The 24,068-nt window shown below is 32.6% G+C and carries 23 protein-coding genes and 4 tRNA genes; 2 read left to right on the forward strand and 25 right to left on the reverse strand.

Going from position 1 to position 24,068, the window contains the following annotated elements; genetic code table 11:
* Positions 1 to 57: 57 nt before the first annotated feature.
* The 15 genes from rplJ to BOW57_RS13850 form a co-directional block, all read right to left on the reverse strand.
* Positions 58 to 561 (reverse strand): 50S ribosomal protein L10, encoded by a 504-nt coding sequence (gene rplJ, locus BOW57_RS13780; protein WP_041517376.1) that lies wholly within the window; start codon positions 559 to 561, stop codon positions 58 to 60.
* 22 nt (positions 562 to 583) lie between these two features.
* Complete coding sequence (rplA, locus tag BOW57_RS13785) at positions 584 to 1,273, reverse strand: 50S ribosomal protein L1 (RefSeq protein WP_089053851.1); 690 nt, start codon at positions 1,271 to 1,273, stop codon at positions 584 to 586.
* Between the two features lie 13 nt (positions 1,274 to 1,286).
* A complete protein-coding gene (rplK, locus tag BOW57_RS13790) occupies positions 1,287 to 1,724 on the reverse strand; it encodes a 50S ribosomal protein L11 (RefSeq protein WP_007807442.1) in 438 nt (145 codons plus the stop codon).
* A 67-nt stretch (positions 1,725 to 1,791) separates the two neighbouring features.
* Positions 1,792 to 2,343, reverse strand: a complete 552-nt coding sequence (gene nusG, locus BOW57_RS13795) for a transcription termination/antitermination protein NusG (RefSeq protein WP_089053852.1) — start codon at positions 2,341 to 2,343, stop codon at positions 1,792 to 1,794.
* A 10-nt stretch (positions 2,344 to 2,353) separates the two neighbouring features.
* Positions 2,354 to 2,551 carry a preprotein translocase subunit SecE gene (secE, locus tag BOW57_RS13800; RefSeq protein ID WP_008466927.1) on the reverse strand — a complete coding sequence of 66 codons (198 nt, stop codon included), beginning with the start codon at positions 2,549 to 2,551 and terminating at the stop codon, positions 2,354 to 2,356.
* Between the two features lie 18 nt (positions 2,552 to 2,569).
* Positions 2,570 to 2,640 (reverse strand) — tRNA-Trp (locus BOW57_RS13805).
* Between the two features lie 64 nt (positions 2,641 to 2,704).
* Complete coding sequence (gene tuf, locus BOW57_RS13810; RefSeq protein WP_089053853.1) at positions 2,705 to 3,892, reverse strand: elongation factor Tu; 1,188 nt, start codon at positions 3,890 to 3,892, stop codon at positions 2,705 to 2,707.
* Positions 3,893 to 3,947: 55 nt separating this feature from the next.
* Positions 3,948 to 4,019: transfer RNA gene (locus tag BOW57_RS13815), tRNA-Thr, on the reverse strand.
* 83 nt (positions 4,020 to 4,102) lie between these two features.
* Positions 4,103 to 4,183 (reverse strand) — tRNA-Tyr (locus tag BOW57_RS13820).
* 62 nt (positions 4,184 to 4,245) lie between these two features.
* A tRNA-Thr gene (locus BOW57_RS13825) sits at positions 4,246 to 4,319 on the reverse strand.
* A gap of 90 nt (positions 4,320 to 4,409) precedes the next feature.
* The gene (hpf, locus tag BOW57_RS13830) at positions 4,410 to 4,712 is read right to left on the reverse strand and encodes a ribosome hibernation-promoting factor, HPF/YfiA family (protein ID WP_129055106.1); all 303 of its coding nucleotides are present in this window, start codon (positions 4,710 to 4,712) and stop codon (positions 4,410 to 4,412) included.
* 34 nt (positions 4,713 to 4,746) lie between these two features.
* The gene (locus BOW57_RS13835) at positions 4,747 to 5,640 is read right to left on the reverse strand and encodes a tyrosine-type recombinase/integrase (protein ID WP_129055042.1); all 894 of its coding nucleotides are present in this window, start codon (positions 5,638 to 5,640) and stop codon (positions 4,747 to 4,749) included.
* Positions 5,641 to 5,768: 128 nt separating this feature from the next.
* A complete protein-coding gene (rpsU, locus tag BOW57_RS13840; protein ID WP_089053855.1) occupies positions 5,769 to 5,963 on the reverse strand; it encodes a 30S ribosomal protein S21 in 195 nt (64 codons plus the stop codon).
* Positions 5,964 to 6,111: 148 nt separating this feature from the next.
* Positions 6,112 to 7,254: an acyl-CoA dehydrogenase family protein gene (locus tag BOW57_RS13845; protein ID WP_089053856.1), complete on the reverse strand. Its 1,143-nt coding sequence runs from the start codon at positions 7,252 to 7,254 to the stop codon at positions 6,112 to 6,114.
* A 14-nt stretch (positions 7,255 to 7,268) separates the two neighbouring features.
* Positions 7,269 to 8,156, reverse strand: a complete 888-nt coding sequence (locus BOW57_RS13850) for a helix-hairpin-helix domain-containing protein (RefSeq protein ID WP_129055044.1) — start codon at positions 8,154 to 8,156, stop codon at positions 7,269 to 7,271.
* Between the two features lie 274 nt (positions 8,157 to 8,430).
* On the opposite strand from BOW57_RS13850, the gene BOW57_RS13855 reads away from it, so the two are divergent.
* Positions 8,431 to 9,882 carry an amino acid permease gene (locus BOW57_RS13855; protein WP_089053858.1) on the forward strand — a complete coding sequence of 484 codons (1,452 nt, stop codon included), beginning with the start codon at positions 8,431 to 8,433 and terminating at the stop codon, positions 9,880 to 9,882.
* Between the two features lie 74 nt (positions 9,883 to 9,956).
* On the opposite strand, the gene BOW57_RS13860 is transcribed toward BOW57_RS13855, so the two are convergent.
* The 7 genes from BOW57_RS13860 to BOW57_RS13890 form a co-directional block, all read right to left on the reverse strand.
* Positions 9,957 to 10,184 (reverse strand): PspC family transcriptional regulator, encoded by a 228-nt coding sequence (locus tag BOW57_RS13860; protein WP_007810860.1) that lies wholly within the window; start codon positions 10,182 to 10,184, stop codon positions 9,957 to 9,959.
* 90 nt (positions 10,185 to 10,274) lie between these two features.
* Positions 10,275 to 11,543, reverse strand: a complete 1,269-nt coding sequence (locus BOW57_RS13865; RefSeq protein WP_129055047.1) for a DUF2851 family protein — start codon at positions 11,541 to 11,543, stop codon at positions 10,275 to 10,277.
* A 74-nt stretch (positions 11,544 to 11,617) separates the two neighbouring features.
* On the reverse strand, positions 11,618 to 12,100 hold the full coding sequence (locus tag BOW57_RS13870; RefSeq protein WP_129055049.1) for a 3'-5' exonuclease: 483 nt from the start codon (positions 12,098 to 12,100) through the stop codon (positions 11,618 to 11,620).
* Positions 12,101 to 12,182: 82 nt separating this feature from the next.
* Positions 12,183 to 13,544 carry a pyridoxal-phosphate dependent enzyme gene (locus BOW57_RS13875; protein ID WP_089053860.1) on the reverse strand — a complete coding sequence of 454 codons (1,362 nt, stop codon included), beginning with the start codon at positions 13,542 to 13,544 and terminating at the stop codon, positions 12,183 to 12,185.
* A gap of 47 nt (positions 13,545 to 13,591) precedes the next feature.
* Positions 13,592 to 15,559, reverse strand: coding sequence for a putative porin (locus BOW57_RS13880; RefSeq protein ID WP_089053861.1), 1,968 nt, complete (start codon positions 15,557 to 15,559; stop codon positions 13,592 to 13,594).
* A 282-nt stretch (positions 15,560 to 15,841) separates the two neighbouring features.
* Entirely contained in the window at positions 15,842 to 17,317 is a 1,476-nt protein-coding gene (locus BOW57_RS13885) for a RagB/SusD family nutrient uptake outer membrane protein (RefSeq protein ID WP_129055051.1), read from the reverse strand.
* 11 nt (positions 17,318 to 17,328) lie between these two features.
* Positions 17,329 to 20,472 carry a TonB-dependent receptor gene (locus BOW57_RS13890; protein WP_129055053.1) on the reverse strand — a complete coding sequence of 1,048 codons (3,144 nt, stop codon included), beginning with the start codon at positions 20,470 to 20,472 and terminating at the stop codon, positions 17,329 to 17,331.
* 698 nt (positions 20,473 to 21,170) lie between these two features.
* Between BOW57_RS13890 and BOW57_RS13895 the strand changes: the two genes are divergently transcribed.
* Positions 21,171 to 21,830, forward strand: a complete 660-nt coding sequence (locus BOW57_RS13895) for a ribonuclease HII (RefSeq protein ID WP_129055056.1) — start codon at positions 21,171 to 21,173, stop codon at positions 21,828 to 21,830.
* Between the two features lie 46 nt (positions 21,831 to 21,876).
* On the opposite strand, the gene BOW57_RS13900 is transcribed toward BOW57_RS13895, so the two are convergent.
* From BOW57_RS13900 to lipB, 3 genes are all read right to left on the reverse strand, one after another.
* The gene (locus BOW57_RS13900) at positions 21,877 to 22,617 is read right to left on the reverse strand and encodes an SDR family oxidoreductase (RefSeq protein ID WP_129055058.1); all 741 of its coding nucleotides are present in this window, start codon (positions 22,615 to 22,617) and stop codon (positions 21,877 to 21,879) included.
* A 63-nt stretch (positions 22,618 to 22,680) separates the two neighbouring features.
* Positions 22,681 to 23,250 carry a Crp/Fnr family transcriptional regulator gene (locus BOW57_RS13905; RefSeq protein WP_241687449.1) on the reverse strand — a complete coding sequence of 190 codons (570 nt, stop codon included), beginning with the start codon at positions 23,248 to 23,250 and terminating at the stop codon, positions 22,681 to 22,683.
* 99 nt (positions 23,251 to 23,349) lie between these two features.
* Positions 23,350 to 24,063, reverse strand: a complete 714-nt coding sequence (gene lipB / locus BOW57_RS13910; protein ID WP_129023207.1) for a lipoyl(octanoyl) transferase LipB — start codon at positions 24,061 to 24,063, stop codon at positions 23,350 to 23,352.
* Positions 24,064 to 24,068 lie beyond the last annotated feature (5 nt).

A 24,068-nucleotide genomic window follows, 5' to 3' on the forward strand; every position in this document is an offset into this window, starting at 1 on the left:
ATTTATTTATTGTGCGCTAATTAAGCAACAAGGAATTTGATCTCCTTGTATCGATTATTATGCCTCTGCTTCTTCTTCGCTTCCTGCGAATTTGTTTTGTAAAGCAGAAATAATTCTTTGTGCTGGTGACTGCAATAATCCAATAAGTTCTCCAAGAAGTTCTTCTTTAGATTTAATAGTTGCTAATGCATCTAATTGATCATCTCCAATATAAACCTCAGAATTAATATAAGCTCCTTTTAATACAGGTTTAGCTGATTTTTTTCTGAAATCTTTAATTATTTTTCCAGGTGCATTTGCAACATCTGAAATAAATATAGCACTATTACCAGTCAATACTGAAGGTAAATCTCCATAGTCATTAGCAGAAGCTTCCATTGCTTTTGCAAGCAAAGTGTTTTTTACAACTTCTAATTTAATACCTGCTTTAAAACAAGCTCTTCTCAAGTTTGAAGTAGTTTCTGCGTTTAACCCAGAAATATCAGATACATAAATAATATTTGTACCAGCTAACTGTGCAGTTAAATCTTCAATCGCGATTGATTTTTCTTCTCTAGTCATACTAAAAATTATTAACTACCAATTATACTGCTTTAGGGTCCAATGCAATTGCAGGACTCATAGTGCTTGTAAGGTGAATACCTTTAATGTAGGTACCTTTAGCAGCAGTTGGCTTAAGTTTGATTAATGTTTGAATAATTTCGTGTGCATTGTCATAAATTTGCTCAGCTCCAAAAGAAACTTTACCAATTCCTGCATGTACGATACCAGTTTTATCAACTTTAAAGTCAATTTTACCAGCTTTAACCTCTTGAACAGCTTTTGCAACATCCATAGTTACTGTACCTGTTTTAGGGTTTGGCATTAAACCTCTAGGTCCTAAAATACGACCCAATGGACCTAATTTACCCATAACAGCTGGCATAGTGATGATTACATCAACATCTGTCCAACCATCTTTAATTTTTTGTAAGTAATCATCAAGACCTACATAATCAGCTCCAGCTTCTTTAGCCTCAGCTTCTTTATCTGGAGTAACTAATGCTAATACTTTAACATCTTTACCTGTTCCGTGAGGTAATGTAACTACACCTCTAACCATTTGATTCGCTTTTCTTGGATCTACACCCAAACGAACTGCGATATCAACAGACTCATCAAATTTTGCAGAAGCAATAACTTTAATTAATGCAGCTGCATCTTTTAAAGTATATAGCTTGTTCTTTTCAATTTTTGAAGCAGCCTCTTTTTGCTTTTTTGTTAATTTTGCCATTTCTTTCTCTTAATTAAAAAGGAGCATCTCCTGATACAGTTATACCCATAGATCTAGCAGTTCCAGCGATCATGCTCATTGCAGATTCGATTGTGAATGCATTTAAATCTACCATTTTATCTTCAGCGATTGCTTTGATAACATCCCAAGTAACACTTGCTACTTTTTTACGATTTGGTTCACCTGATCCAGACTTTAGCTTTGCAGCTTCCAATAATTGGACAGCAGCTGGAGGAGTTTTTACAACAAAATCAAATGATTTGTCTTTATACACAGTAATTTGTACTGGGCATATTTTGCCAGGTTTATCTTGTGTTCTAGCATTGAACTGCTTACAGAACTCCATGATATTAACCCCAGCAGCTCCTAAAGCAGGTCCAACCGGTGGCGACGGATTCGCAGCACCTCCCTTAACTTGTAGTTTAACTACCTTACTAATTTCTTTAGCCATTTTTTAAAAAATTTAACACTATAATCATTGGAAGCGATTATAGTGGTTATTATAGATGTAACAAAAATTATACTTTTTCAACTTGCATAAAACTTAGCTCTAATGGTGTTTTTCTTCCGAAAATCTTAACCATAACTTCAAGTTTACGCTTCTCTTCATTAATTTTTTCAACCGTTCCGTTGAATCCGTTAAATGGACCATCGATCACTTTAACAGTTTCCCCTAGGTTGAAAGGAATAGCGCGAGTATCTGTATTTACAGCTAACTCATCAACTTTACCTAACATTCTATTTACTTCAGAAAGCCTCAAAGGAACAGGTTCTCCGCCCTTGATCTCACCTAAAAATCCAATAACACTAGTAATTGACTTAATAATATGAGGGATTTCACCAACTAAATTAGCTTCAATCATAACATATCCAGGAAAGTAAACTTTATCCTTAGATGATTTTTTCCCATCTTTTACAGTAACCACTTTTTCAGTAGGAACTAAAACCTGAGAAACATAATCCTCCATACCTAATCTCGCAATCTCAGTCTCGATGTAAGCTTTCACTTTATTCTCTTGACCACTAACTGCTCTAACTACGTACCATTTTTTCACATTATTATCTGCCATCACAAAAAAATTATCCTTTTAACCAGTTAAAAAATCCAGCCAAAGCTTTTGCAAAAAATTCGTCTACTCCCCATGTTGCCAAAGCAAATAGAATCGAAAATACAGCCACGACAATTGTCAATTTTTGAACCTCAGCCCAAGCAGGCCAAGTAACATTTGACTTTAACTCTTCGAAAGCCTCTGATAAATAATTAGTAACTTTTGTCATTTGATATGTTTTTTATTGCACGGGCGGAGGGATTCGAACCCCCATCAACGGTTTTGGAGACCGCTATTCTACCCTTGAACTACGCCCGTAATTAAAGCCAGTGACTTCAGTTAAGAAAATCAACTGGCTTTTTTTTTATAATTTTTATAGAAATTACTCTACAATTTCAGTAACCTGTCCAGCACCAACTGTTCTACCACCTTCACGAATAGCAAAACGTAAACCTACGTTCATTGCGATTGGGCTTAATAAAGCAACATTAATAGTTAAGTTATCTCCTGGCATTACCATCTCTACTCCTTCTGGTAAAGTAATAACTCCTGTTACGTCAGTTGTACGTACGTAGAACTGTGGACGGTAGTTATTATGGAATGGAGTATGACGTCCACCTTCTTCTTTTTTCAAGATATAAACCTCAGCTTTGAAAGTAGAGTGTGGTTTTACTGATCCTGGCTTAATGATAACCATTCCTCTTTTGATAGATTCTTTATCAATACCTCTTAATAATAAACCTACGTTATCTCCAGCTTCACCTCTATCAAGGATTTTACGGAACATCTCAACTCCTGTAATAGTAGAAGTTAATTTATCAGCTCCCATACCAATGATTTCAACAGCATCACCTGTATTAGCAATACCAGTTTCGATACGCCCTGTAGCAACAGTTCCACGACCTGTAATTGTAAATACGTCTTCAACCGGCATCAAGAATGGTTTTGCTACGTCACGCACTGGCTCTTCGATCCAAGCATCAACAGCATCCATTAATTCAATGATTTTTGGTACCCAAGCAGGATCATTATTCAATCCTCCTAAAGCAGAACCTTGAACTACAGGACCATTATCTCCATCATATTCGTAGAAAGATAATAAATCTCTAATTTCCATTTCAACAAGCTCTAACAACTCAGCATCATCAACCATATCCACTTTGTTCATGAAAACAACGATTCTTGGAATACCAACCTGACGTCCTAAAAGGATGTGCTCACGAGTTTGTGGCATTGGACCATCTGTAGCAGCAACTACTAAGATAGCACCGTCCATTTGAGCAGCACCAGTAACCATGTTCTTTACGTAATCCGCGTGACCAGGACAGTCAACGTGAGCGTAGTGACGGTTAGCAGTTTCATACTCTACGTGTGATGTATTAATAGTAATACCTCTTTCTTTCTCCTCTGGAGCGTTATCGATTTGATCAAACGATTTTGCTTGACAGTAACCAGCATCTGACAATACTTTTGTAATTGCAGCAGTTAATGTAGTTTTTCCGTGATCTACGTGTCCAATTGTACCTATGTTTAAGTGCGGTTTGGAACGATTAAAATTCTCCTTTGCCATTTTACTTAATTTTTAATCTTAGTTATATATTAATTTTCAATTTCCTACTTACTTGAGCCAATGTCGGGATTTGAACCCGAGACCTCTTCCTTACCAAGGAAGCACTCTACCCCTGAGCTACACCGGCAGAGAGTTCTGATTTTAGATTCTTGAATTTAGATTTCAGACTTTTAAAAATCTAAAACCTAAAATCTCACCTTCTTTTTTTTGTGGGGAGAGCAGGATTCGAACCTGCGAAGTTCACACAGCAGATTTACAGTCTGCCCTCGTTGGCCGCTTGAGTATCTCCCCTAATTTTAAAATTTCAATCTTTTAAAAGAACTTGTTTCAAATCGCATTTGAAACTTTTTTTGAGCCGATAGAGGGACTCGAACCCACGACCTGCTGATTACAAATCAGCTGCTCTAGCCAGCTGAGCTACATCGGCGAATACATTAAAAAAGTCCGCTATTTCTAACGGACTGCAAATGTAGCTATTTTATCTTTTAATCAAAACATTTTTTAAAAAAAATTTCAATTATATATGTGCTCTTATTTTTTCTTTCCTTTTCACAAGCAATCGCTCTAACGATTCTGCCGAATTCTCAACAGCCTCCTCAAAGGACTTACATTGCTTTTTTACCAAAAAATCATCTCCCGGAACATTAATCCTAATCTCTACTGCTTTATTCTCCTTATCACTCGTTCTTTCAACTTTTAAAAAAAGATCCGCCGAAACAACTCGATCATAATACTTCTCCAGCTTATCCATTCTTTCTTGAATAAAATCAACCAATTTTCTGTCAACAGTAAAGTTAACTGCATGAACATCTACCTTCATAATACTAATTTTAGGGTTAAACATTTCAGAATCATTATTTATTTCTTGGATGTGCATCGCCATATACTTTTTTAAGCTCCGCCAAACTATTATGGGTATAAACCTGAGTCGACGCCAAACTTGAATGCCCTAACAATTCTTTAACTGAATTTAAATCTGCTCCATTATTTAATAAGTGAGTTGCAAAAGTATGCCGTAGCACATGCGGGCTCTTTTTCACCTTTTCAGAGACCCTACTAAAGTAAGAATTTATTAATCGATACACAAAAGATTCACTCAATTTTAACCCTTTTTTTGAAATAAAAAAATATTCTGAATCACGAATCTCATCAAGCCGAATTCTCTCCTGCAAATACAAACCAACCTGATCCGCAACAATAGGCAAAAGCGGAATAATCCTTTCTTTATTTCTTTTCCCCAAAACCTTAACCACATTAGAAGACAAATCAACATTCTTCACCATCAAACCAATTAATTCAGCACGACGCATTCCTGTAGTATAAAAAAAGTCCACAACAAGCCTATCTCTTATTTCTTCAAACCCAAAAGAAGAACCAACCCCCAACATTAAATCACTTATTTCTTTTTCAGAAAAAGGAATCTGGACAACTTTTGGCGTTTTGAGTGCCTTATGTTTCAACATCGGACTAACCTCTATTTGTTTTATTTTTAATAGAAATCTATAAAACGCTTTCAGAGAAGCCATTTTGCGATTTACAGACACATTTGAAATTCCCTGATCCACCAAAGAAACAATCCAACTTCTAATTTGACCATAATTAGCAGTATCCACCTCCCCTTGCTCAAACCGCACTTTATTAAACTCTTCAAAACAATCCAAATCAGCTAAATAAGCATTAACAGTATGTGGGGAATATTTTTTCTCCAACTGCAAATAATCACGAAAAGCTTCTTTATTAGACTGCATAAGATTTTTTTTCGACTTACCCAGTTACAGACAAATCATTTAGAAAAGATTACAAAAACAAAAAACCGTTAGGACCAAAGTTAAAACTTTTTGATCACTAACGGTAATTATTTTAAAAAAGCAATATATTAACTCTCTAAACCATCTTTCAATGTTTGGATGTAAGCAGCTTTTTGAATTTGAGCTCTTTTGATTACAGAAGGCTTAATAAAAGCAGTACGTGCTCTTAATTGACGAACAGTTCCTGTTTTATCAAATTTTCTTTTATAGCGCTTTAATGCTCTATCGATATTTTCTCCGTCTTTAATTGGTATAATTAACATAATATTGACACCTCCTCTCGTTAAGGCTGCAAATGTAAAAATTAATTATTAATTATGAATCATAAATTTTAAATTATTTTTCTAGTAAAACACAACTGGCTTAATATCTAAAACTATTTTGCATCTTACTTTTAACAATTCACAGAAGCTATTCTTTCAACAAATTTCTTGAGATAACCAATTTTTGAATCTCAGTAGTCCCTTCTCCTATGGTACATAATTTAGAATCTCTATAAAATTTCTCTACAGGAAAATCTTTGGTATAACCATAACCTCCATGAATTTGAACGGCATCATTTGCAATTTTCACGCAGGCTTCTGAAGCATACATTTTTGCCATCGCTCCTAATGTAGTTACTGGTTTGTGTTTTTGTTTTAAGAAAGCAGCTTTATGTAATAGTAATTCTGACGCTTCAATTTCAGTTGCCATATCTGCCAATTTAAACGAAATTCCTTGAAAACTACTAATTGGCTGCCCAAACTGATATCTTTCTTTTGAATATTTTAAAGCCGCCTCATATGCTCCTTTTGCAATACCTAGAGACAAAGCTCCTATAGAAATTCTTCCTCCGTCTAAAATTTTCATTGCCTGAACAAATCCCTCTCCAACTTCTCCTAATCTATTTGCATCTGGCACACGACAATTATCAAAAACCAATTCAGCAGTTTCACTTGCACGCATTCCTAATTTATTTTCTTTTTTACCTGAAGAAAAGCCAGACATTCCTTTTTCGAACACAAAAGCAGTCATTCCTTTAGAATCGCCTTTTTCTCCTGTTCGAACAATAACAACTGCTACATCTCCAGATATACCATGAGTGATAAAATTTTTTGCGCCATTTACAATCCAAGAATCTCCATCTCTAACGGCTGTTGTATTCATACCTCCGGCATCAGAACCAGTATTATGCTCTGTTAATCCCCATGCGCCAATAAATTCAGCTGTTGCCAACTTTGGTAAAAACTTTTTCTTTTGCTCTTCGTTTCCAAAAGTTAAAATATGATTTGTACATAACGAATTATGAGCCGCAACCGACAAACCAATTGAAGGATCAACCTTTGATATTTCTTCAACTACTGTAATATATTCATGATAACCTAATCCCGACCCTCCGTATTCTTCAGGCACTAAAACCCCCATAAACCCCATTTCTCCAAGTTTCTTAAACAAATCAATTGGAAAAATCTGAGCTTCATCCCACTCCATTATAAATGGCTTTATATTCTTTTCGGCAAAATCTTTTATAGATTGTGCAATCATTGACTGCGTCTCGTTATAATCAAAATTCATTGTGTACTATCTTTTTAGAACTCCAAATATAAACTAATTATTTTTGCTTTTTCAACAGGAAAACCTTTAATTTTTGATAATTCCTCAATATTATTAAAATTTCCATTCATGCTTCTATAAGTTACAATTTGTTTTGCAAGAGAATATTTAAAATATGGAAACTGTGATAATTCTTTTAAAGAAGCATCATTTATTGCTATCTTTTTAAATCCTGAAGGAGTAACAGCTTTAAATCGTCGGTTTAATTCAACTATCACCTCAGGCGAAAGCCCCCAAACATCCTCCATCTGTTCCATAGAAACAAAACCTCCTAGAATCTCTTTTTGTTTTAATATCCTCAAAGATAATGCTTCGCCAATCCCATATACTTTTATCAAATCTTCCTGACTGGCGGTATTAATATCTGAAAGTACTATGGTCACTTTATTAAAAGGTATTTTCGCAGGATATTCTTTTTTCTCTATTTTAAACTCATTCTTTTTCTGTGTCCAATCAGGAAATTTAAACAATGGGGAAATCACTTTTAAAAGTGAATCAGAAATATGTGTCACTTCCTGAAACTCTTTTGCAGAGTTTACATATTTATTCTCTTTTCGAAAAGCCAACAATCTATCGATTTCTTGAACTGACATCCCAAGTTTATAACCTTTATAATCTGAAATAAAATTTGGATTAAAAGTATATACCTTTCCTTTTTCAGTTAATTTTTCTATTCTAGCCGCATCTATATCTTTTTGCAAAGACATCCATTGTTTTTCTGCACCAAAAGAAACCTCTGATTTATTAAAATCAAAAAAGAAATAAAAAAGCTGTAAAACAATTACGACAACGAATAATGAAAAAATACCAGTTCGCTGTTGACTAGTAAACTTAAAATGCATCATAATCTTCTTAAAACTCATTGCTATTATAAATTAAACTATTTGTAAGGGATCTAAAATACAAGAAAACTACCAAACTTAACAAGAAAATACATTAAAATTTAACTTTTGTCAGAATTATACATTCCGCAAATTTCTATCAATTAATTTAATGATTGTCAGCTTGTCATAAGGCTTTACCGAGTGTTTCTTTAAAATTTTAAATATTTTATAACTTAAAACATGATAATTGTTTTTATTTTTTACAAAAAACGATACATTTGGAGCTTAATAACAAATAAACCAATATTATAGTATGTCAATTTGGAAAACTAAACCTCTTTCGGTATTGCTCGGTGAAGCATCCGAATCTGAAAAAGGACTAAAAAGAACCTTATCTTCACGTTCGCTTGTTGCACTTGGAGTTGGCGCCATCATTGGAGCTGGGCTATTCTCTTTAACTGGAATTGCCGCCGCAGAACATGCCGGACCTGCAGTAACTATCTCATTTATATTAGCAGCTATAGGTTGTGGTTTTGCAGGACTTTGCTATGCCGAATTTGCTTCTATGATACCTGTTGCAGGTAGTGCCTACACCTATTCTTATGCCACTATGGGAGAATTCATGGCTTGGATTATTGGTTGGGATTTAGTTTTAGAGTATGCCTTAGGAGCCGCTACAGTTGGTGTAAGCTGGTCTAGATACCTATTAGAGTTATTAGCAAAATTTAACATTCATCTTCCTCCGAGCTTAATTTGTTCTCCATGGGAAACTTTAACACTTAGTAATGGTACCGTAATTGAAGGCGGAATTGTAAACTTACCTGCTATATTCATTGTTTCACTGCTTTCATTATTATTAATTAAAGGAACAAAAGAGTCTGCAACTATCAACAATGTATTAGTTGTAGTAAAAGTAGCTGTAGTTATCGTTTTTATTGTTTTAGGATGGAAATTTATTGATACTAGCAACTATACTCCATATATTCCTAAAAATACTGGAGTTTTCGGAGAGTTTGGATGGTCAGGAATCGCAACTGGTGCAGCAACTGTATTTTTTGCTTTTATTGGTTTCGATGCTGTATCGACTGCTGCTCAAGAAGCTAAAAATCCTCAAAAAGGAATGCCGATTGGTATTTTAGGATCTTTAGTAATTTGCACAATATTATATGTATTATTTGCTCACGTAATGACAGGACTTGTACCTTACTACAAATTTGCTGGAGATGCAAAACCTGCTGCTACTGCATTTGCTGTTACAGGATATGATTTTTTACAAACAGGTTTAATCATTGCAATTTTAGCAGGATACACTTCGGTAATTCTGGTAATGCTTATGGGACAAAGCCGTGTGTTTTACACTATGAGTAAAGACGGTTTATTACCTCCATTCTTTAGTGAAATACATTCAAAATTCCGCACACCTTGGAAAACCAATGTTTTCTTTTTAATATTTGTAAGTCTATTTGCTGGACTAGTTCCTGTAAGTGACTTAGGACATATGGTAAGCATTGGAACTTTATTAGCGTTTGTTCTTGTATGTATTGGAGTTATGGTAATGCGTTATAAAATGCCTGATGCACCTAGATCATTTAGAACTCCTTTAGTTCCTTTTGTACCTATTGCAGGAATCCTAATTTGTTTAGCTTTGATGTATTCTTTACCAAACGAAAGCTGGGCACGACTAGTAATTTGGATGGCATTAGGTGTCTTAATTTATTTTGTATACGGTAAGAAAAACAGTAAATTAAACAATCCGGAAAAATAATTTTTAGCATATAAATAAAAAAGGATCTTAGAGTTTAACCTCTTTAAGATCCTTTTTTTTATGCTTATTATAAATTACAAATCAAAGACTGAAGTTCTTTTCGCACGTATTAAATCCTTTAATCGAATCCAAAAAGCTAAGGTTAAATAAACCCCAAAACCCAAACCAGCCGTTACAAAAGAGATGTAAATAAAAAACAACCTCACGCTTGTTACACGCATACCAAGTTTGTCTGCTAGTCTTGACGATACATGAAAGCCATATTTTTCGAAAAAGAATTTTAATTTTAAAATAGCCGACATTTTTAGTTTTTTTTAATCCTAATTATATCAGGATGATTTTTGATTACAAAAGTACAAATTATCTCATTATCACATTTTCTAATTATCCAATTATTTTTTCAAAAGCTCCATTCCAACAGCACATTTCAAGCAAGCTTTTTTATTACAATACTCATTCTTAAGCTCCAATAAAGTCTGAGTTTCGAATGCATTTATTGATTTAATACCAAAAGAGGTGAACTTTTCTATTATTGAGTTCTTTTCTGGAGAGACTTCATTCATAAAACTAATTAAGTCTTCGGAAATAGATTCTCCAATAGTTGTTGAATATGCAAACTGAATTGGAATAATAGTATTAATGATTACTAAATCAAGGAATGACTTTGATAGTGTTTTCTCTTTCTTTGGACTTTCTTTATCGAACTGAAAATGCCCTTTCCAGTAAGAACTAGTAGAAACGTTCAGGGTTTCGTAAACACTTTTAACTGATTTTATTCTAATAATCTTCGAGAATAAATTCTGACGTGTATGATATAGAACTGCCAATTGTGAAAGCCTAATTGTTGGGAAATTGTCTGGCCTATGCTTAAAAAATTGAAGAGGATCGATGTAAGATCTTTCTAATTGGTATTTATGTAAGAGATAAAAATATCTAAATTTTAGATCTTTAAAATACTCATCTTCTTTCTCTTCACTTAATAAATTGGCTGTTCCAAAAAATAAAGATTCTAAATTCTCTGCTTCAAAACTTTCTTTTCTAATAATTGAAAAGGGAATTGATTTGGCTATTTGTAAGAAAGAAGAACCATTTGTATTTAAGCCAAAATTCTTAGCTAATAGACAGAACAAAACAGCTTCCCAATCTTGATTGAATTCTTCCAACAACTTATAAACAAGCTCTGATTTGCGTTCTAATCGCTCAAAAAACAATCTTTCCTGCCAATTTTTAAAAACAAACTCATCAATTTCAATTATTTGATTTTCGCAAGAAATCCAAGTTTTAGTAGAAAGCAAGTTTTGATAATTTGCAAGTACTTCTGCTTTCACATAATCTTTAAGGACTAAAACTGGTATTTCAGTATTATTTTTTCTAAAAATCGCAGTATCATTCTCCCAAACTACGTGCAGAATAACATTTTCATAGGCTGAATCATTCTCATGATTATGTAAATACCAGTCTGATGATTTTAGATGAATTTCAACGTTTCCTGCCCATTTTTGATCTCCAATTTTAATATAAGCATTAAAAAAATCAGGCCCAGAACGTTGCAAATAGTCGCCAGTTTTAATAATCGTAACTAATTCACCTTGAACTGTTTTTAAATTCAGAGTATCAAACTTTTTGAATTTCCAGAGATAATGAAGAAAGTCTTCTTTCATTTTTAGGTTTTTAATTGAAATAAAAACTAAAAATAAACATTTTTACTATTATTCTTACAAATTATAAAATGTTTTTATCGAAGCATATACAGTTTTGCGCAAGCACGCGCATCTGACAGTGCCTCATGATGATTAAGTTGTATTTTCATTTCTCTGCAGCAATCGCTCAGTTTTGTAGGCTTTAAACCTTTTGCTTTATAAATCTTAACAGTACATTCCCACTTAGAAGCGATATTTAAATCTTCATAATTTAATCCGTAAAGTAACATTGATTTCACCAAAACATTGCGATCAAAACTTTCGTTGTGAGCCACAACTACTCTATTTTTTAATCTTTTTTCGATCTCTGGATAAACCTGTAAAAATGATTTTGAATTGACCGTATCTTTTGGATAAATACCGTGTACTCGAATCGTAAATGGATTATACTCGTTATTTGGCGGTTTTATTAAAGTAACAAACTCATCTACAATAATTCCATTTTCGACAGTAACAATTCCCACAGAACATGGATGATAACCCGTTGCTGTTTCAAAATCAATTGCAGTAAAGTTCATTTTAAAAATTTTATAGGATAAAAAAACCATAAATCTATCGTTAATAAATAGATTTATGGTTTCATAAAAGTATTACTTTGTTCTATTTAATAGATCCAATAATGTCATATTTAGTGATGATGTGATGATTTCCATTTCCTAAATCAATTAAAACAGCATCATTTTCTTTTGTAAAAAGTTTAGAAACTTCTTCGATTGGAGTTCCTAATTTTACAATTGGAAATGGTTTTCCCATTACATCTTTTATCGGTTTTTCAGCTACATTTTTATCTGCAACATAACTCCTAAACAGATCTGTTTCATCAACAGAACCTACGAAACCGTTTATATCAACAACTGGAATCTGTGAGATTTTATACTTACGCATACGCTCAATAGCATGAGAAACTAATTCTTCTGTACGAACAACGATCAATTCTTTATCGATATGATCTTTAATAACATCTTCAGCTTTGGTAACATTTTCTTCCAAAAATCCGCGCTCTCGCATCCAGTCATCATTAAACATTTTACCTACATAACGGCTTCCTGAATCATGAAACAGGACAACTACGACATCATCTGGTTTAAAATGTTCTTTTAACTGCAGCAAGCCTTTTATACAGGCTCCAGCTGAATTTCCAACAAAAATCGCTTCTTCTAATGCAATTTTTCTAGTATAAACTGCAGCATCTTTATCAGTCACTTTTGTAAATCCATCTATCAATGAAAAATCAACATTTTTAGGTAAAATATCTTCTCCAATTCCTTCTGTTATATAAGAGTAAATTTCGTTTTCATCAAAAATTCCAGTTTCGTGGTATTTTTTAAAAACAGAACCATAAGTATCAATTCCCCAAATTTTAATATTTGGATTTTGCTCTTTTAAATATTTCCCTACTCCAGAAATTGTTCCTCCTGTTCCTACTCCCACAACAAAATGAGTGATTTTACCTTCGGTTTGCTTCCAAATTTCAGGCCCGGTCTGCTCATAATGTGCTAATGAATTTGATAAATTATCGTATTGATTTACATACCAAGAATTTGGTGTTTCTTCGGCTAAACGTTTTGAAACTGAATAGTACGAACGAGGATCTGTAGGCTCAACGTCTGTAGGACAAACTACTACTTTTGCACCAACAGCACGAAGAATATCCATTTTTTCTTTAGACTGTTTATCTGATATTACACAGATTAATTTATATCCTTTAATGATTGCAACAAGTGCTAACCCCATTCCTGTATTTCCAGAAGTACCTTCAATAATAGTTCCGCCTGGTTTTAATCGTCCATCTGCCTCTGCATCTTCAATCATTTTTACAGCCATTCTGTCTTTTACAGAATTTCCTGGATTAAAGGTCTCGACTTTTGCCAATACTAATGCATCAATTTCAGCAACAATCTTGTTGAGTTTTACCAATGGTGTATTACCAATTGTTTCTAAAATATTTTTTGAAAAGTCCATTTTGTTTAAGTTTTAATATGTGGTATTATAAAATAAATTTTATTGTTTTATTGGAAGAAATTCCAAACTAAGCCAAATCGCAATACAAAATCACGATAAGGATTATTAGGTGCCGAATAATAATCACTTTTTGCAAAAAGAGCATTTATATGTTCTGCTTTTAGATAAAAACGTGTCTGACGAATTCTTGCATTTATAAAAAGATCAAAAAGTGGATAATTTCCAATCTCTTTATTATTTTGAACAAAAAACTCTCCAACTACCGGATTATATCCATTACCATAATATTTTGTAAAATAATTAAAGACAACACCTGCTTGTGCAAATAATGCTTTCTTAAAAAAGTGATTTGAATAATAGAATGTGTTTCTTGTTACAAAATCTGGAACATTTAAAATTAAATCAGATTGATCTACTTTCTGATATAGAAGAGTATTATCTAATGCAAATTTCCCAAATTTAAATTCTTTGCTTGCTTTTATTTCTAAATAATTAATAGCATTTCCGTACTGCTCCGGTCTTACAATTTGTGTTTGTGCTAATACTTGAGCAGGAGTTGAAACATCTTTAAAATACAAATGATCGTTTAAAACTGTATACTGAACCTCGGCATTTAGCCATGGTGTATACACGCTGGCTCCAAGCGTATTAATTTTTTCATTTTTAAAATCATTCGACCAGTTATATTGTACATAACTGCTTTGATATAAATTGTAATTATTGTTTGGCAGTTTATTTACGTTTCTATACTTAAAATCGAACTGGATTTTCTCATTTAAGTTATATCGTAATTTTGCATCAAGATCAGAAAGTGACTGGTTAGTGATAGATCTTGTATATAAAAAACGACCATTCCATTTATTCTTTTGATATTCATATTGTCCACCTACATTATTGATCTGAAGAAATAAATTATCTGGAACCACTCCTCCTGATTTATCAACTAAAATTCGATCATATTTGTAATTTGATCTGTAATCATCTACAAAAAAATTAAACTTCCCTAATAGAGAATTTTCATAAGCCAATCCAACTTTATTGTACAATCTTTCAAAATGAGTTTGGTCATTTATACCACTTGTAGTATATGACGCTCCAAAACGCTGCACTTGCTGTCCGTCAACAGTCGAAAGAACAGTAGGTTGATTGTATTCGAAAAATTTATTTTCGAAGTTAAACTGATGATTTATATACAAATTATTATTTCCGTTTTTTGGATTCACTCTGAAAGCGTGGTCAAAAAATAATCTTTTTCCTTTCAAAAAAGATTTTGCATCTGTCAAGTAAACTTGTAATCGCTGACGGTTTTTAAAATCTGGATTATCACTTTCAAAATCCTCTGGTGTGGTAATACCTCCATTTTCTTCGTTTGAATTATCTTGAAAAGTAAAGTGTGCATTTAAAGCATATCTTCTATCTGTTGTTGCATAACTTGTAGTAAATCTAAAATTTCCTGAACTTACCAACTGATTTATATAATCTCCTTCTGAACGTAAACCTCTATAAGCAATAGAAAAATTAAGGTTTTTTGAAGTATTTAAAGTAATAAACGAGTCTACATTTTGTCCTTTATTAATTGTGGTATTAAAAAACAACTCTGTTAAAGGAGTCGCTGCAGAATAATATCTAATATCATCTGCTTGCAAATAATTATAGTGCATTGCCGAAAAGCCAATTTCTGGGTAAGGAGAAAAACTAGTTAAACTGTATTGTAAAACATTTAAAGGCTGCCCAATATTTGAGAACTCCAGCAGTCCAAAAAGATCTTTTCGCAGATGGTTTTGTTTGTATGCACTTTTTATTGTCAATGATGTATCTACATAAGTAGTATCATGCTCTAGAGTAATAATCTGATATTGATCTATTTTAGCAATTTTCGCCTTCTTCTTTTTAACAGTGTCTGTTATACTTGAATATTTTGAATTCATATCTAAACTACTTTTTGAAGTAGTCTTTTCTTGAGAAAACAATAAGGTTGGTATAATTAATAGATATAGAAAAATGAATATTCTCATTTGATAATGTTATATAAAATTATTTCGGCAAAATTTGTCGAGCAAAGGTAAAAGATAAAAACGTATAAACGAAAAAAAACAAAATGTTAGTATACCTGCATTTTTATAACCGCTTCTAAAATGAAAACCCCGTTTACAAACGTAAACGGGGTTTTCAAGAAAAATCAAAATATTTATTATTTATTGTAAAACAAACTTAATCTGGGCATTCGTTTTAATTTTCTAATAATCGTAAAATCTTTAAAAAATTAGAAATTCCATTAAACTAAATTTTACAATTTATTATAATTCGTTTTGCTTAAGTAATGGATTTGCATTGATCTCTGCTCTAGGGATCAACCATTGCCATCTTTTGTCTGTTGCAGGAACATTGATTACTCCGTTTGTAATTGTTGAATTATGATTAGCACCTGATCTATCAAGAGGAGAATTTGTTCTCTTTAAGTCATAAAATCTAAAACCTTCACCCCACAATTCAATTCTTCTTTGAAACCAAATTTCATCTACTAAAGCTTGTCCTGTTTTTGTAGACAAAGTATATCCAGTATCTCTAGTTTTTACTAAATTAAATAATACAGTAGCTGCATCAGCTTGTCCTAATCTTGCTTTTGCTTCTGCTTCGATAAGATACATTTCGGCAACACGCATGTAAGGAATATCACATCTAGCGTCACCAGTACTTACCGCTAAGAATTTTTGACTTGTATAAGGAAATTTAGTAAAAGCTGATGAAAGATTTAATGAAGCATGTGCCCCTGTTTTGTCAAACAACTTTGAACGTACGTCAGTTGTTGGGATTAAGTTGTAAAGCTTACTGTTGATAGCCTTAGGACAAACACGGATAACTGTTGAATTAAAATTTCTAGACATGTAAGCCCCAAAATTACCAAAATAATCTGTTTGAACTTCGTTAACATGACTTCCCCACATCCATTCTTTAGCGTTAAAGTCATTAAACCCTTTTACATATTCTTCAGCATTCATTAATGCTACACCCGTTTTAGCTTTAGCAGCATAATCTGCAGCAATAGCCCAATTTCCTTGAGTTAATGCTACCCTAGCTTTCAAACCTTGTGCTACACTTAAACCTAAATGAGAATTATTTGGTTTTGTGTAACCTACTAATAACGTATTTGCTTCATCTAAATCTTTATTGATTTGTGTGTAAACTTGTTCAACAGTTGCACGAGCCATAGGTTGATCGCTAACAGTTAAAGCAAGAGGAACACCCATTTGTGAATTATCAACTCCGTTAACATATCTTTTACCAAATATCTGAACCAATTGATAATGAGAAAATGCTCTATAAAGCAAAGCTTGACCTTTTAACACTTTTTTATCTGCGTCTGGACCTGTTGACGCATCAACTGCACCTAAAATAGTGTTAGCATTTCTAATTATTCTATAATAAGTACGGTATGGAAATCTAACATCTTGGGCATTTTCATTTGCTACACCATTCCAGTTGTAAACTTGTAAAAACCAAGTGTTATTAGAAGGATAAACTAAATCATCTCCAACGATATCCATCTGTTGCATCATTCCCCCTAGTCCATTCTCATTCTGATTACTTTCATATCTGATATACAATGATCTATGTATACCATTTAAAAGCGTCATTAAATTTTCAGTAGTTTTAGTCGCCCCGTCGTAATCAACAAATTCCGTCGGTTTTTTATCTAAAAAATCTTCTGAACATGACGTCAGTGCTAATAACGATATTGCAATAAATATCTGTTTTATATAATTTGATTTCATAATATTATTTTTTAAAAGTTTAAGTTTAACCCTAATGTAATAGCTCTAGATGGCATGTATCTATTTTGAGTTGTTCCATTAAAAGTTTGACTTGGATCCATTCCTTGACGTTTAGTGAATAAAAGTAAATTTTCACCATTTACATACAAGGTAGCATTGTCTACTCCTAATTTAGAGATTAATTCTGATGGCATTTTATAAGATAAGTTAACTTGTCTTAAAGATAAATAATCTGAACCTATCAACCATCTGTCAGAAGCAGCGCTTGACTGTGTGTTTCTACTAACATCCATTCTTGGAACATCAGTGATATCACCTGGTTTTTGCCATCTGTTAAGAGCATCTACACTTAAAGCTGATCCGTAGCTGCTTCCAGTATGCATAAGTGACGCATAATTAGTATCATACATCATTCCACCAATTTGATAAGCAAATAAAACTTCTAATCTTAAACCTTTATATTCAAAGTTAGTACCAAAACTTCCAAACAAATCAGGAATTGCTGAATCAGCATAATGGTATAATGCTTTATTTGGATCTGTTGTTACATTTACTCCATTCACCACTCTTTGAGTAATATCACCAGCTACAATTAAAGTTGGATCTGATACATACAGAGCATATCCGTCTGTTGAATCTACACCATACCAATCTCTCAACCAGTAGTCATACATAGACTGTCCAACCATTAATTTCTTAGTTCCATTAATAATCTCCTTTTGTGGAAGCTTAGTAATTTCGTTGTGAATTGTTGATGCATTTACATTCAATCCCCAAGAAAAATCAGCTGTTTTTACAACAATCCCGTCTAAAGAAACTTCGAAACCTCTATTAAACATAGAACCAATATTTTCGATTCTGTTATCAAGTCCTGAAGATAAAGGATTTGGTACAGAAAAGATCAAATCATCTGTGCTTCTGTTATAATACTCAACACTACCTCTAAGTCTGTTTTTAAACAATCCAAATTCAACAGCAATATCTTTCTGAGTATTTTTTTCCCATTTTAAATTTGCAGCTCCACTAGCGTTTGTAACAACTCCACCTTCACTTCCATTATCATATCCTAAACTAAAAGTAGATTGACCTGCATAAAAACTTAAATCGTCATGGTTGATATGAGAATCGTTACCAACTTCTCCAAAAGAAGCTCTTAATTTCAATTCATTAATCCAACCGCTATTTTCTAAGAAGCTTTCTTTTGTAAGTACCCAAGCACCACCAACTGACCAGAAATTACCCCAACGGTTATCTTTTGTAAATTTTGAAGAACCGTCTCTTCTAAAAGATCCTGAAAGGATGTATTTATCTTTATAGTCATATCCAACTCTTGAAAAATAAGATTCAGTTCCGTAATTTCTTGTATAAGAATTTAAGTCTGTTACCGTAGCATAATTAATAAACTCTACGTTATCTGGCGAAACCTGACCTGTTTTAGTTCCATTTAACCATTCTCTTTCGTAATCAAAACTTTCATGTCCTAATAAAACTGATATAGTATGCTCTCCAATTTTTTTATCATAGTTTAATAACTGATTATAAGTAACACCAGTTAGAACTCTATTCTCTTTAGCCATTAACCCTGTTGGAGCACCATCACCAATTTCTGGATTATAAGAATACGTTCTGTTAAAATATGTTTTATCCAGCGCTGCATTTGCAGTAAATTTAAAATCTTTCAAAAATTTGAACTCAACATATGTTCTTGCTGATAAAGCCGTCCCTTTTTGATTATCGGTATTGTTTAATGTTTCATAAACAATATTTCTACCTGGTGCAGCACTAGCACCTCTACTAATTGAATAAATTTTATCCCCAGTAATTGGATCTAATAAAAAATCTCCATTTGGTTTATGATCATAAACAGGGTAAATAGGCCCCATAAATCTAGTTGCTCTAAATGGATTATTAACAGAAGTTGAATTATCAACTCCGTTTACCGCCAAATTAGAATCAGTTGTAGTTCCTGATAAATTAATTCCAGTCTTTAACCAATCATTAAAAGTAGTATTAATATTTAAACGAGCAGAAATTCTCTCATAATCAGAATTTTGAAGATATCCTTCTTCATTAAGATACCCCAAAGAAGCAAAATAATTTGATTTATCAGATTTACCTTGGTAAGAAAAATCAGCATTTTGTCTTGTTCCAGCTCTTTCTAATTCTCTAGTCCAATCTAAATCATTTGGATACAAAAGTTGAGCATTTGGATTTAATTTACCATCTGTTCCAACAACTTGTCCATTTGGAACATTAAATGGGTTTGTAACCAACAGAGGTTGAACATTGGCAGATGCATATGTATTAGCAGCAGCTATTTGAGCTGGTGTTCCCATTGCACGGCTATTTCTAATAGCTTCCCACTCCAAAGGATAGTAATCAAAAGCACTAACTCTATCGTATTCTTTAATCAATCTTGAAGTCAAACCTTGACTTACATTTAAAGAGAACTTATCTTTTGATGATTTACCTGTTTTAGTAGTAATAATAATTACACCATTAGCAGCTTTTGATCCATAAAGAGAAGTTGAAGATGCATCTTTTAAAACTGTTAAGCTTTCAATATCAGCAGAATTCAAAGTACTAATATCACCTGCAAACGGCACTCCGTCTACAACGTACAACGGTGTATTTGATCCATTGATAGAACTAAAACCACGTATTCTAATTGCTGGAGCAGCACCTGGTTGTCCAGACGCACTTTGAATTTGAACACCTGAAGTAGCTCCTTCAATTGTAGATAAAACGTTTGTTACTGCTCTATTTGCAAAATCTTCTGCTTTGATCGAAGCAGCAGAACCTGTATAAGAACTTTTCTTTGCTTTTCCATAGGCAACAACAACCACCTCATCTAAAGCTTTCCCTGAATCTTTCATTTTAACATTTACTGTAGAAGAAGGTCCTACAACAGCTGTAACCTGATCCATCCCAACATAAGAAAAAAGAAGTACATCACCAGTTTTAGCTTTAATAGAGAAACCTCCATCAAAATCTGTTTGTGTACTAACTTTTGTTCCTTTAACAATAACATTAACTCCTGGAATAACTCCTGTATCACCCGAAACGATACCTGTAACAGTCCTCTCTTGAGCATAAGAAAACTGAATAGAAAGCGCTATCAATAGCGAATAGATCCATTGTAATTTTAATTTCATTTTGGTATATATTTGAATTAGTATGCGACAAACATCTTAATTATTTCTTAAAATAACAAGAGCCTTTTTAACAGAACACCAACATTACTTTAATAGCGCATTAACAGTAAAACGCAGTAAATCAACATTTTTTAGCTAAAACCCTATTATATATAACAATACAGCTCTATCTGGAATATATCTAATTTTACAATTTTAACATAATATTAACATTTTAAACTGTAACAAAACCCTTAAAACAGAGTGCGTTTTGTTTAAAATGTAACAATTATCCTAACAAAAAAAATAACAAAAAGGCACATTTCCACACTTAACTAGTTATTTAAGTTCATTATTTGCAATTGAAAGCCCAAAAATTACCCCACTTTCGATTCAATAGTTTTTATTTTTTTTAACATAATAGATGCAGCTGAGAAAAAATACAATTACTACATGATCTGTTTACGAATTAGAGTATATCTTAACTAAAATGAAAGTAATCTTCAATTTAAACAGTATTAAAAAACACGTATCAAAGACAAATTAACATCTTGGTACGAAATACAATTTGTGTTTTGAATTATTTTATCGAACTACACCTTATCCATCTAAATAAAATTCAAAGAAAACATACATATGTTCTACTGATATTGATCAATTTGCCTTTTTAATAAATTTTGAAAAAAAATACAATATTTGCACTTCAAAAAAAGAACTAGATGCTGCAGCTTAATTATTCAGGATTTACATTAGAGACAGGAACAGATGAAGCAGGACGTGGTTGTCTAGCAGGACCTGTTACAGCGGCGGCTATAATTCTTCCAAAAGATTTTGAGAATACAATTTTAAATGACAGTAAACAATTGTCTGAAAAAACGCGTGCACTATTAAAACCAATTATCGAAGAGCAATCGCTCTGTTTTTCAGTAACACATTTATTTCCTGATGAGATTGATGAAATAAATATCTTAAATGCATCAATGAAGGGAATGCAGGAATGCATCTTAAAATTAAGTCAAGTTCCTGAATATATTATTGTAGACGGAAACCGTGCCTTGAATGCAAAACTAGGGCTAAAAAATACGGTTGGAAAACAGTTCTCTCCTGCTGAAATAGAATTGTTAAAATCTATTCCAAACAAAAGTATTGTGAAAGGTGATGCCAAATTTCTAAGTATTGCAGCGGCATCAGTATTAGCAAAAACTTATCGAGATGAATATATGGATCAAATTCACGAAGAATTTCCAATGTATAACTGGAAAAAAAACAAAGGATACCCAACCAAAGAGCATCGAGAAGCAATTAAAAAATACGGAACAACAAAATATCACCGAATGAGTTTCAGACTTTTACCTGATCAATTAACTCTAGAATTTTAAATCATAAAGCAAAAATTGGCTTCATTTGATTTTACAATAAAAACTATCAATTCAAACTATTTATTTTTTTGAATGCAAAATGCGGAGCAATTCTAAAAAGCAGGTATAATAATTTCACCTTCGAAATTCTTATTTCCAACTTATTCTTAGCAAGCCCTTTAAACATTTCTGCAACAGCCTTTTCTGAAGATATAGCAATTTTAGGAGGTTTACCATTATGCCAAGGTGTATTTACAACTGGAAATAACACCTCAATAATCTGTATTGGTTCATTTTTAAGCTGATACCTTAAGACTTGGGTAAAGGAGTGTAAGGCTGATTTTACAGCATTGTAAAAAGTATAAACACCTCTTGGCACATACACCAAACCAGTTGTAATATTTATAACTTTAGAATTTTTATTTTTGATTAAAATAGGATACAACAATTTTATCAAACGAACTGGAGCTTCAAAATTGGTTGAAATTTCATCATTCATTTTTTGCAAAATCAAATCATCTTCTATAAAAGCCGTTCTATGAACAATCGCAGCGTTATTAATCAAGATATTTATCTGAGGGTAAGAAGCCTCAATCCATTTTGCAAACACTTCACATTCATGCTCATTTGCAATATTACAAGGATAAACAATTAGATCGGGCAGTATTCTTTGAGCTTCTTTGAGTTTTTCAACAGAACGTGAACAAGTAATTACTGTATTACCTTGTTTTAAAAACTGTTTACACATTTCAAATCCTATACCTGAACTTCCTCCAGTAATAACGACAGTACTATTCGTGATTTTCATAGCTCAATATTTAAATTAAGCATCAAAAATACCCATCGTCGCAAAACTATGCATTGATCTATGTTAAGTCTTAAATTTTCTTCTAATTCTACTAAGTGATTCAGGTTGAATACCCAAATATGAAGCTATAATTTGCTGCGAAACTCTACTTTCTAAATTTGGAAACTCAGCAACAAAAATTTCATATCGTTTTTCTGCATCCAAAAGCAGTAATTCCCGCTCTCGTTTCTCTTTAACACAAAAAGCTTTTTCTAATATTTGAAGTAAAAAAACACTCCAAAAAGAGTTTTTCTCTTTCATTTCCAGCCATCTCAAATAATCAATTTCTAAAATTTCTGCATTTTCCAAAACTTCTACAGAAAAATGAGAAATACTATTATGAATCATTGCTGAATAGGAACTTATAAAGTTGTTTTCGGTAATGATGCTTTTTGTAAACTCGTTACCATTTTCATTACTATAAACATATCGAAACAATCCTTTTAAAACAAAAGCCATCTTACGCGGAATTTGACCTGCCACAATAAAATAATCTCCTTTATCAATTATTTTATGCTCGCAGATATTCGATAATTCCTCCAGCTCATTTTCAGGAAGTCTTAAACTATCTAAAATTGCCTTTTTATCGATCATATCCATATCTAAAACAGAAAAACCCGTTGAATATAATTTACATAAAAGCAATTATATTCAATAGGTATAAACTAAATATTCAAAAAACTAAAACTAGTTTTAATTCGATTTTTCTGTAATAAATTCAGCTTCAAACAAATGAGCTAAATGTTTATTTATTTTAGACTTCACTTCTTCCTCATCAACTCGTTCAACGCCAAGTTCAACGTTTAAAGAGGTAACACCTTTACCACGAATACCACATGGAATTATATTATCAAAATATCCTAAATCTACATTTACATTTAATGCAAATCCGTGCATGGTAACCCAACGCGAAGCACGAACGCCCATTGCACATATTTTACGGGCAAATGGTGTACCAACACCAAGCCAAACTCCAGTTTCGCCTTCACTCCTGCCCGACTCTAATCCATATTCTGCCAAAGTCAGAATAATTGCTTCTTCTAAGAAACGTAAATATTTATGAATATCTGTAAAGAAGTTTTCTAAATCTAGAATTGGATAACCCACAACTTGCCCCGGTCCGTGATAAGTAATATCTCCTCCGCGGTTAATTTTGTAAAAAGTTGCTCCTTTAGCTTCAAGCTGTTTCTCGTTTAACAACAAGTTTTCTAAATCACCACTTTTGCCTAAAGTATAAACATGCGGATGCTCAACAAACAATAAATAATTGGGAGTTGGCAAATCGAGTTCTTCCCTTCTATTTTTGATTTTTAAATCAACTATAGCTTTAAAAAGCTCTTCCTGATATTCCCACGTCGATTTATAATCTCTGTTTCCTAGATCTTGAAGTTGAATTTTTTTATTCATTTTAA

Source organism: Flavobacterium sp. YO64 (genome assembly GCF_004119505.1).
GTDB classification, from domain to species: domain Bacteria; phylum Bacteroidota; class Bacteroidia; order Flavobacteriales; family Flavobacteriaceae; genus Flavobacterium; species Flavobacterium oncorhynchi.

What these genes read in the sequence shown, in the direction of transcription:
- hpf (WP_129055106.1), bottom strand. Translation starts at nt 4,712, where the DNA reads ATGAAGGTAGATGTTCATGCAGTTAACTTTACTGTTGACAGAAAATTG.
- BOW57_RS13850 (WP_129055044.1), bottom strand. Translation starts at nt 8,156, where the DNA reads ATGAGTTTTAAGAAGATTATGATGCATTTTAAGTTTACTAGTCAACAG.
- rplK (WP_007807442.1), bottom strand. Translation starts at nt 1,724, where the DNA reads ATGGCTAAAGAAATTAGTAAGGTAGTTAAACTACAAGTTAAGGGAGGT.
- BOW57_RS13890 (WP_129055053.1), bottom strand. Translation starts at nt 20,472, where the DNA reads ATGAAATTAAAATTACAATGGATCTATTCGCTATTGATAGCGCTTTCT.
- BOW57_RS13865 (WP_129055047.1), bottom strand. Translation starts at nt 11,543, where the DNA reads ATGAAAGAAGACTTTCTTCATTATCTCTGGAAATTCAAAAAGTTTGAT.
- rplJ (WP_041517376.1), bottom strand. Translation starts at nt 561, where the DNA reads ATGACTAGAGAAGAAAAATCAATCGCGATTGAAGATTTAACTGCACAG.
- nusG (WP_089053852.1), bottom strand. Translation starts at nt 2,343, where the DNA reads ATGGCAGATAATAATGTGAAAAAATGGTACGTAGTTAGAGCAGTTAGT.
- BOW57_RS13870 (WP_129055049.1), bottom strand. Translation starts at nt 12,100, where the DNA reads ATGAACTTTACTGCAATTGATTTTGAAACAGCAACGGGTTATCATCCA.
- lipB (WP_129023207.1), bottom strand. Translation starts at nt 24,063, where the DNA reads ATGAATAAAAAAATTCAACTTCAAGATCTAGGAAACAGAGATTATAAA.
- BOW57_RS13855 (WP_089053858.1), top strand. Translation starts at nt 8,431, where the DNA reads ATGTCAATTTGGAAAACTAAACCTCTTTCGGTATTGCTCGGTGAAGCA.
- BOW57_RS13885 (WP_129055051.1), bottom strand. Translation starts at nt 17,317, where the DNA reads ATGAAATCAAATTATATAAAACAGATATTTATTGCAATATCGTTATTA.
- tuf (WP_089053853.1), bottom strand. Translation starts at nt 3,892, where the DNA reads ATGGCAAAGGAGAATTTTAATCGTTCCAAACCGCACTTAAACATAGGT.
- BOW57_RS13845 (WP_089053856.1), bottom strand. Translation starts at nt 7,254, where the DNA reads ATGAATTTTGATTATAACGAGACGCAGTCAATGATTGCACAATCTATA.
- BOW57_RS13900 (WP_129055058.1), bottom strand. Translation starts at nt 22,617, where the DNA reads ATGAAAATCACGAATAGTACTGTCGTTATTACTGGAGGAAGTTCAGGT.
- BOW57_RS13895 (WP_129055056.1), top strand. Translation starts at nt 21,171, where the DNA reads ATGCTGCAGCTTAATTATTCAGGATTTACATTAGAGACAGGAACAGAT.
- BOW57_RS13835 (WP_129055042.1), bottom strand. Translation starts at nt 5,640, where the DNA reads ATGCAGTCTAATAAAGAAGCTTTTCGTGATTATTTGCAGTTGGAGAAA.
- BOW57_RS13905 (WP_241687449.1), bottom strand. Translation starts at nt 23,250, where the DNA reads ATGATCGATAAAAAGGCAATTTTAGATAGTTTAAGACTTCCTGAAAAT.
- BOW57_RS13860 (WP_007810860.1), bottom strand. Translation starts at nt 10,184, where the DNA reads ATGTCGGCTATTTTAAAATTAAAATTCTTTTTCGAAAAATATGGCTTT.
- BOW57_RS13875 (WP_089053860.1), bottom strand. Translation starts at nt 13,544, where the DNA reads ATGGACTTTTCAAAAAATATTTTAGAAACAATTGGTAATACACCATTG.
- rplA (WP_089053851.1), bottom strand. Translation starts at nt 1,273, where the DNA reads ATGGCAAAATTAACAAAAAAGCAAAAAGAGGCTGCTTCAAAAATTGAA.
- rpsU (WP_089053855.1), bottom strand. Translation starts at nt 5,963, where the DNA reads ATGTTAATTATACCAATTAAAGACGGAGAAAATATCGATAGAGCATTA.
- secE (WP_008466927.1), bottom strand. Translation starts at nt 2,551, where the DNA reads ATGACAAAAGTTACTAATTATTTATCAGAGGCTTTCGAAGAGTTAAAG.
- BOW57_RS13880 (WP_089053861.1), bottom strand. Translation starts at nt 15,559, where the DNA reads ATGAGAATATTCATTTTTCTATATCTATTAATTATACCAACCTTATTG.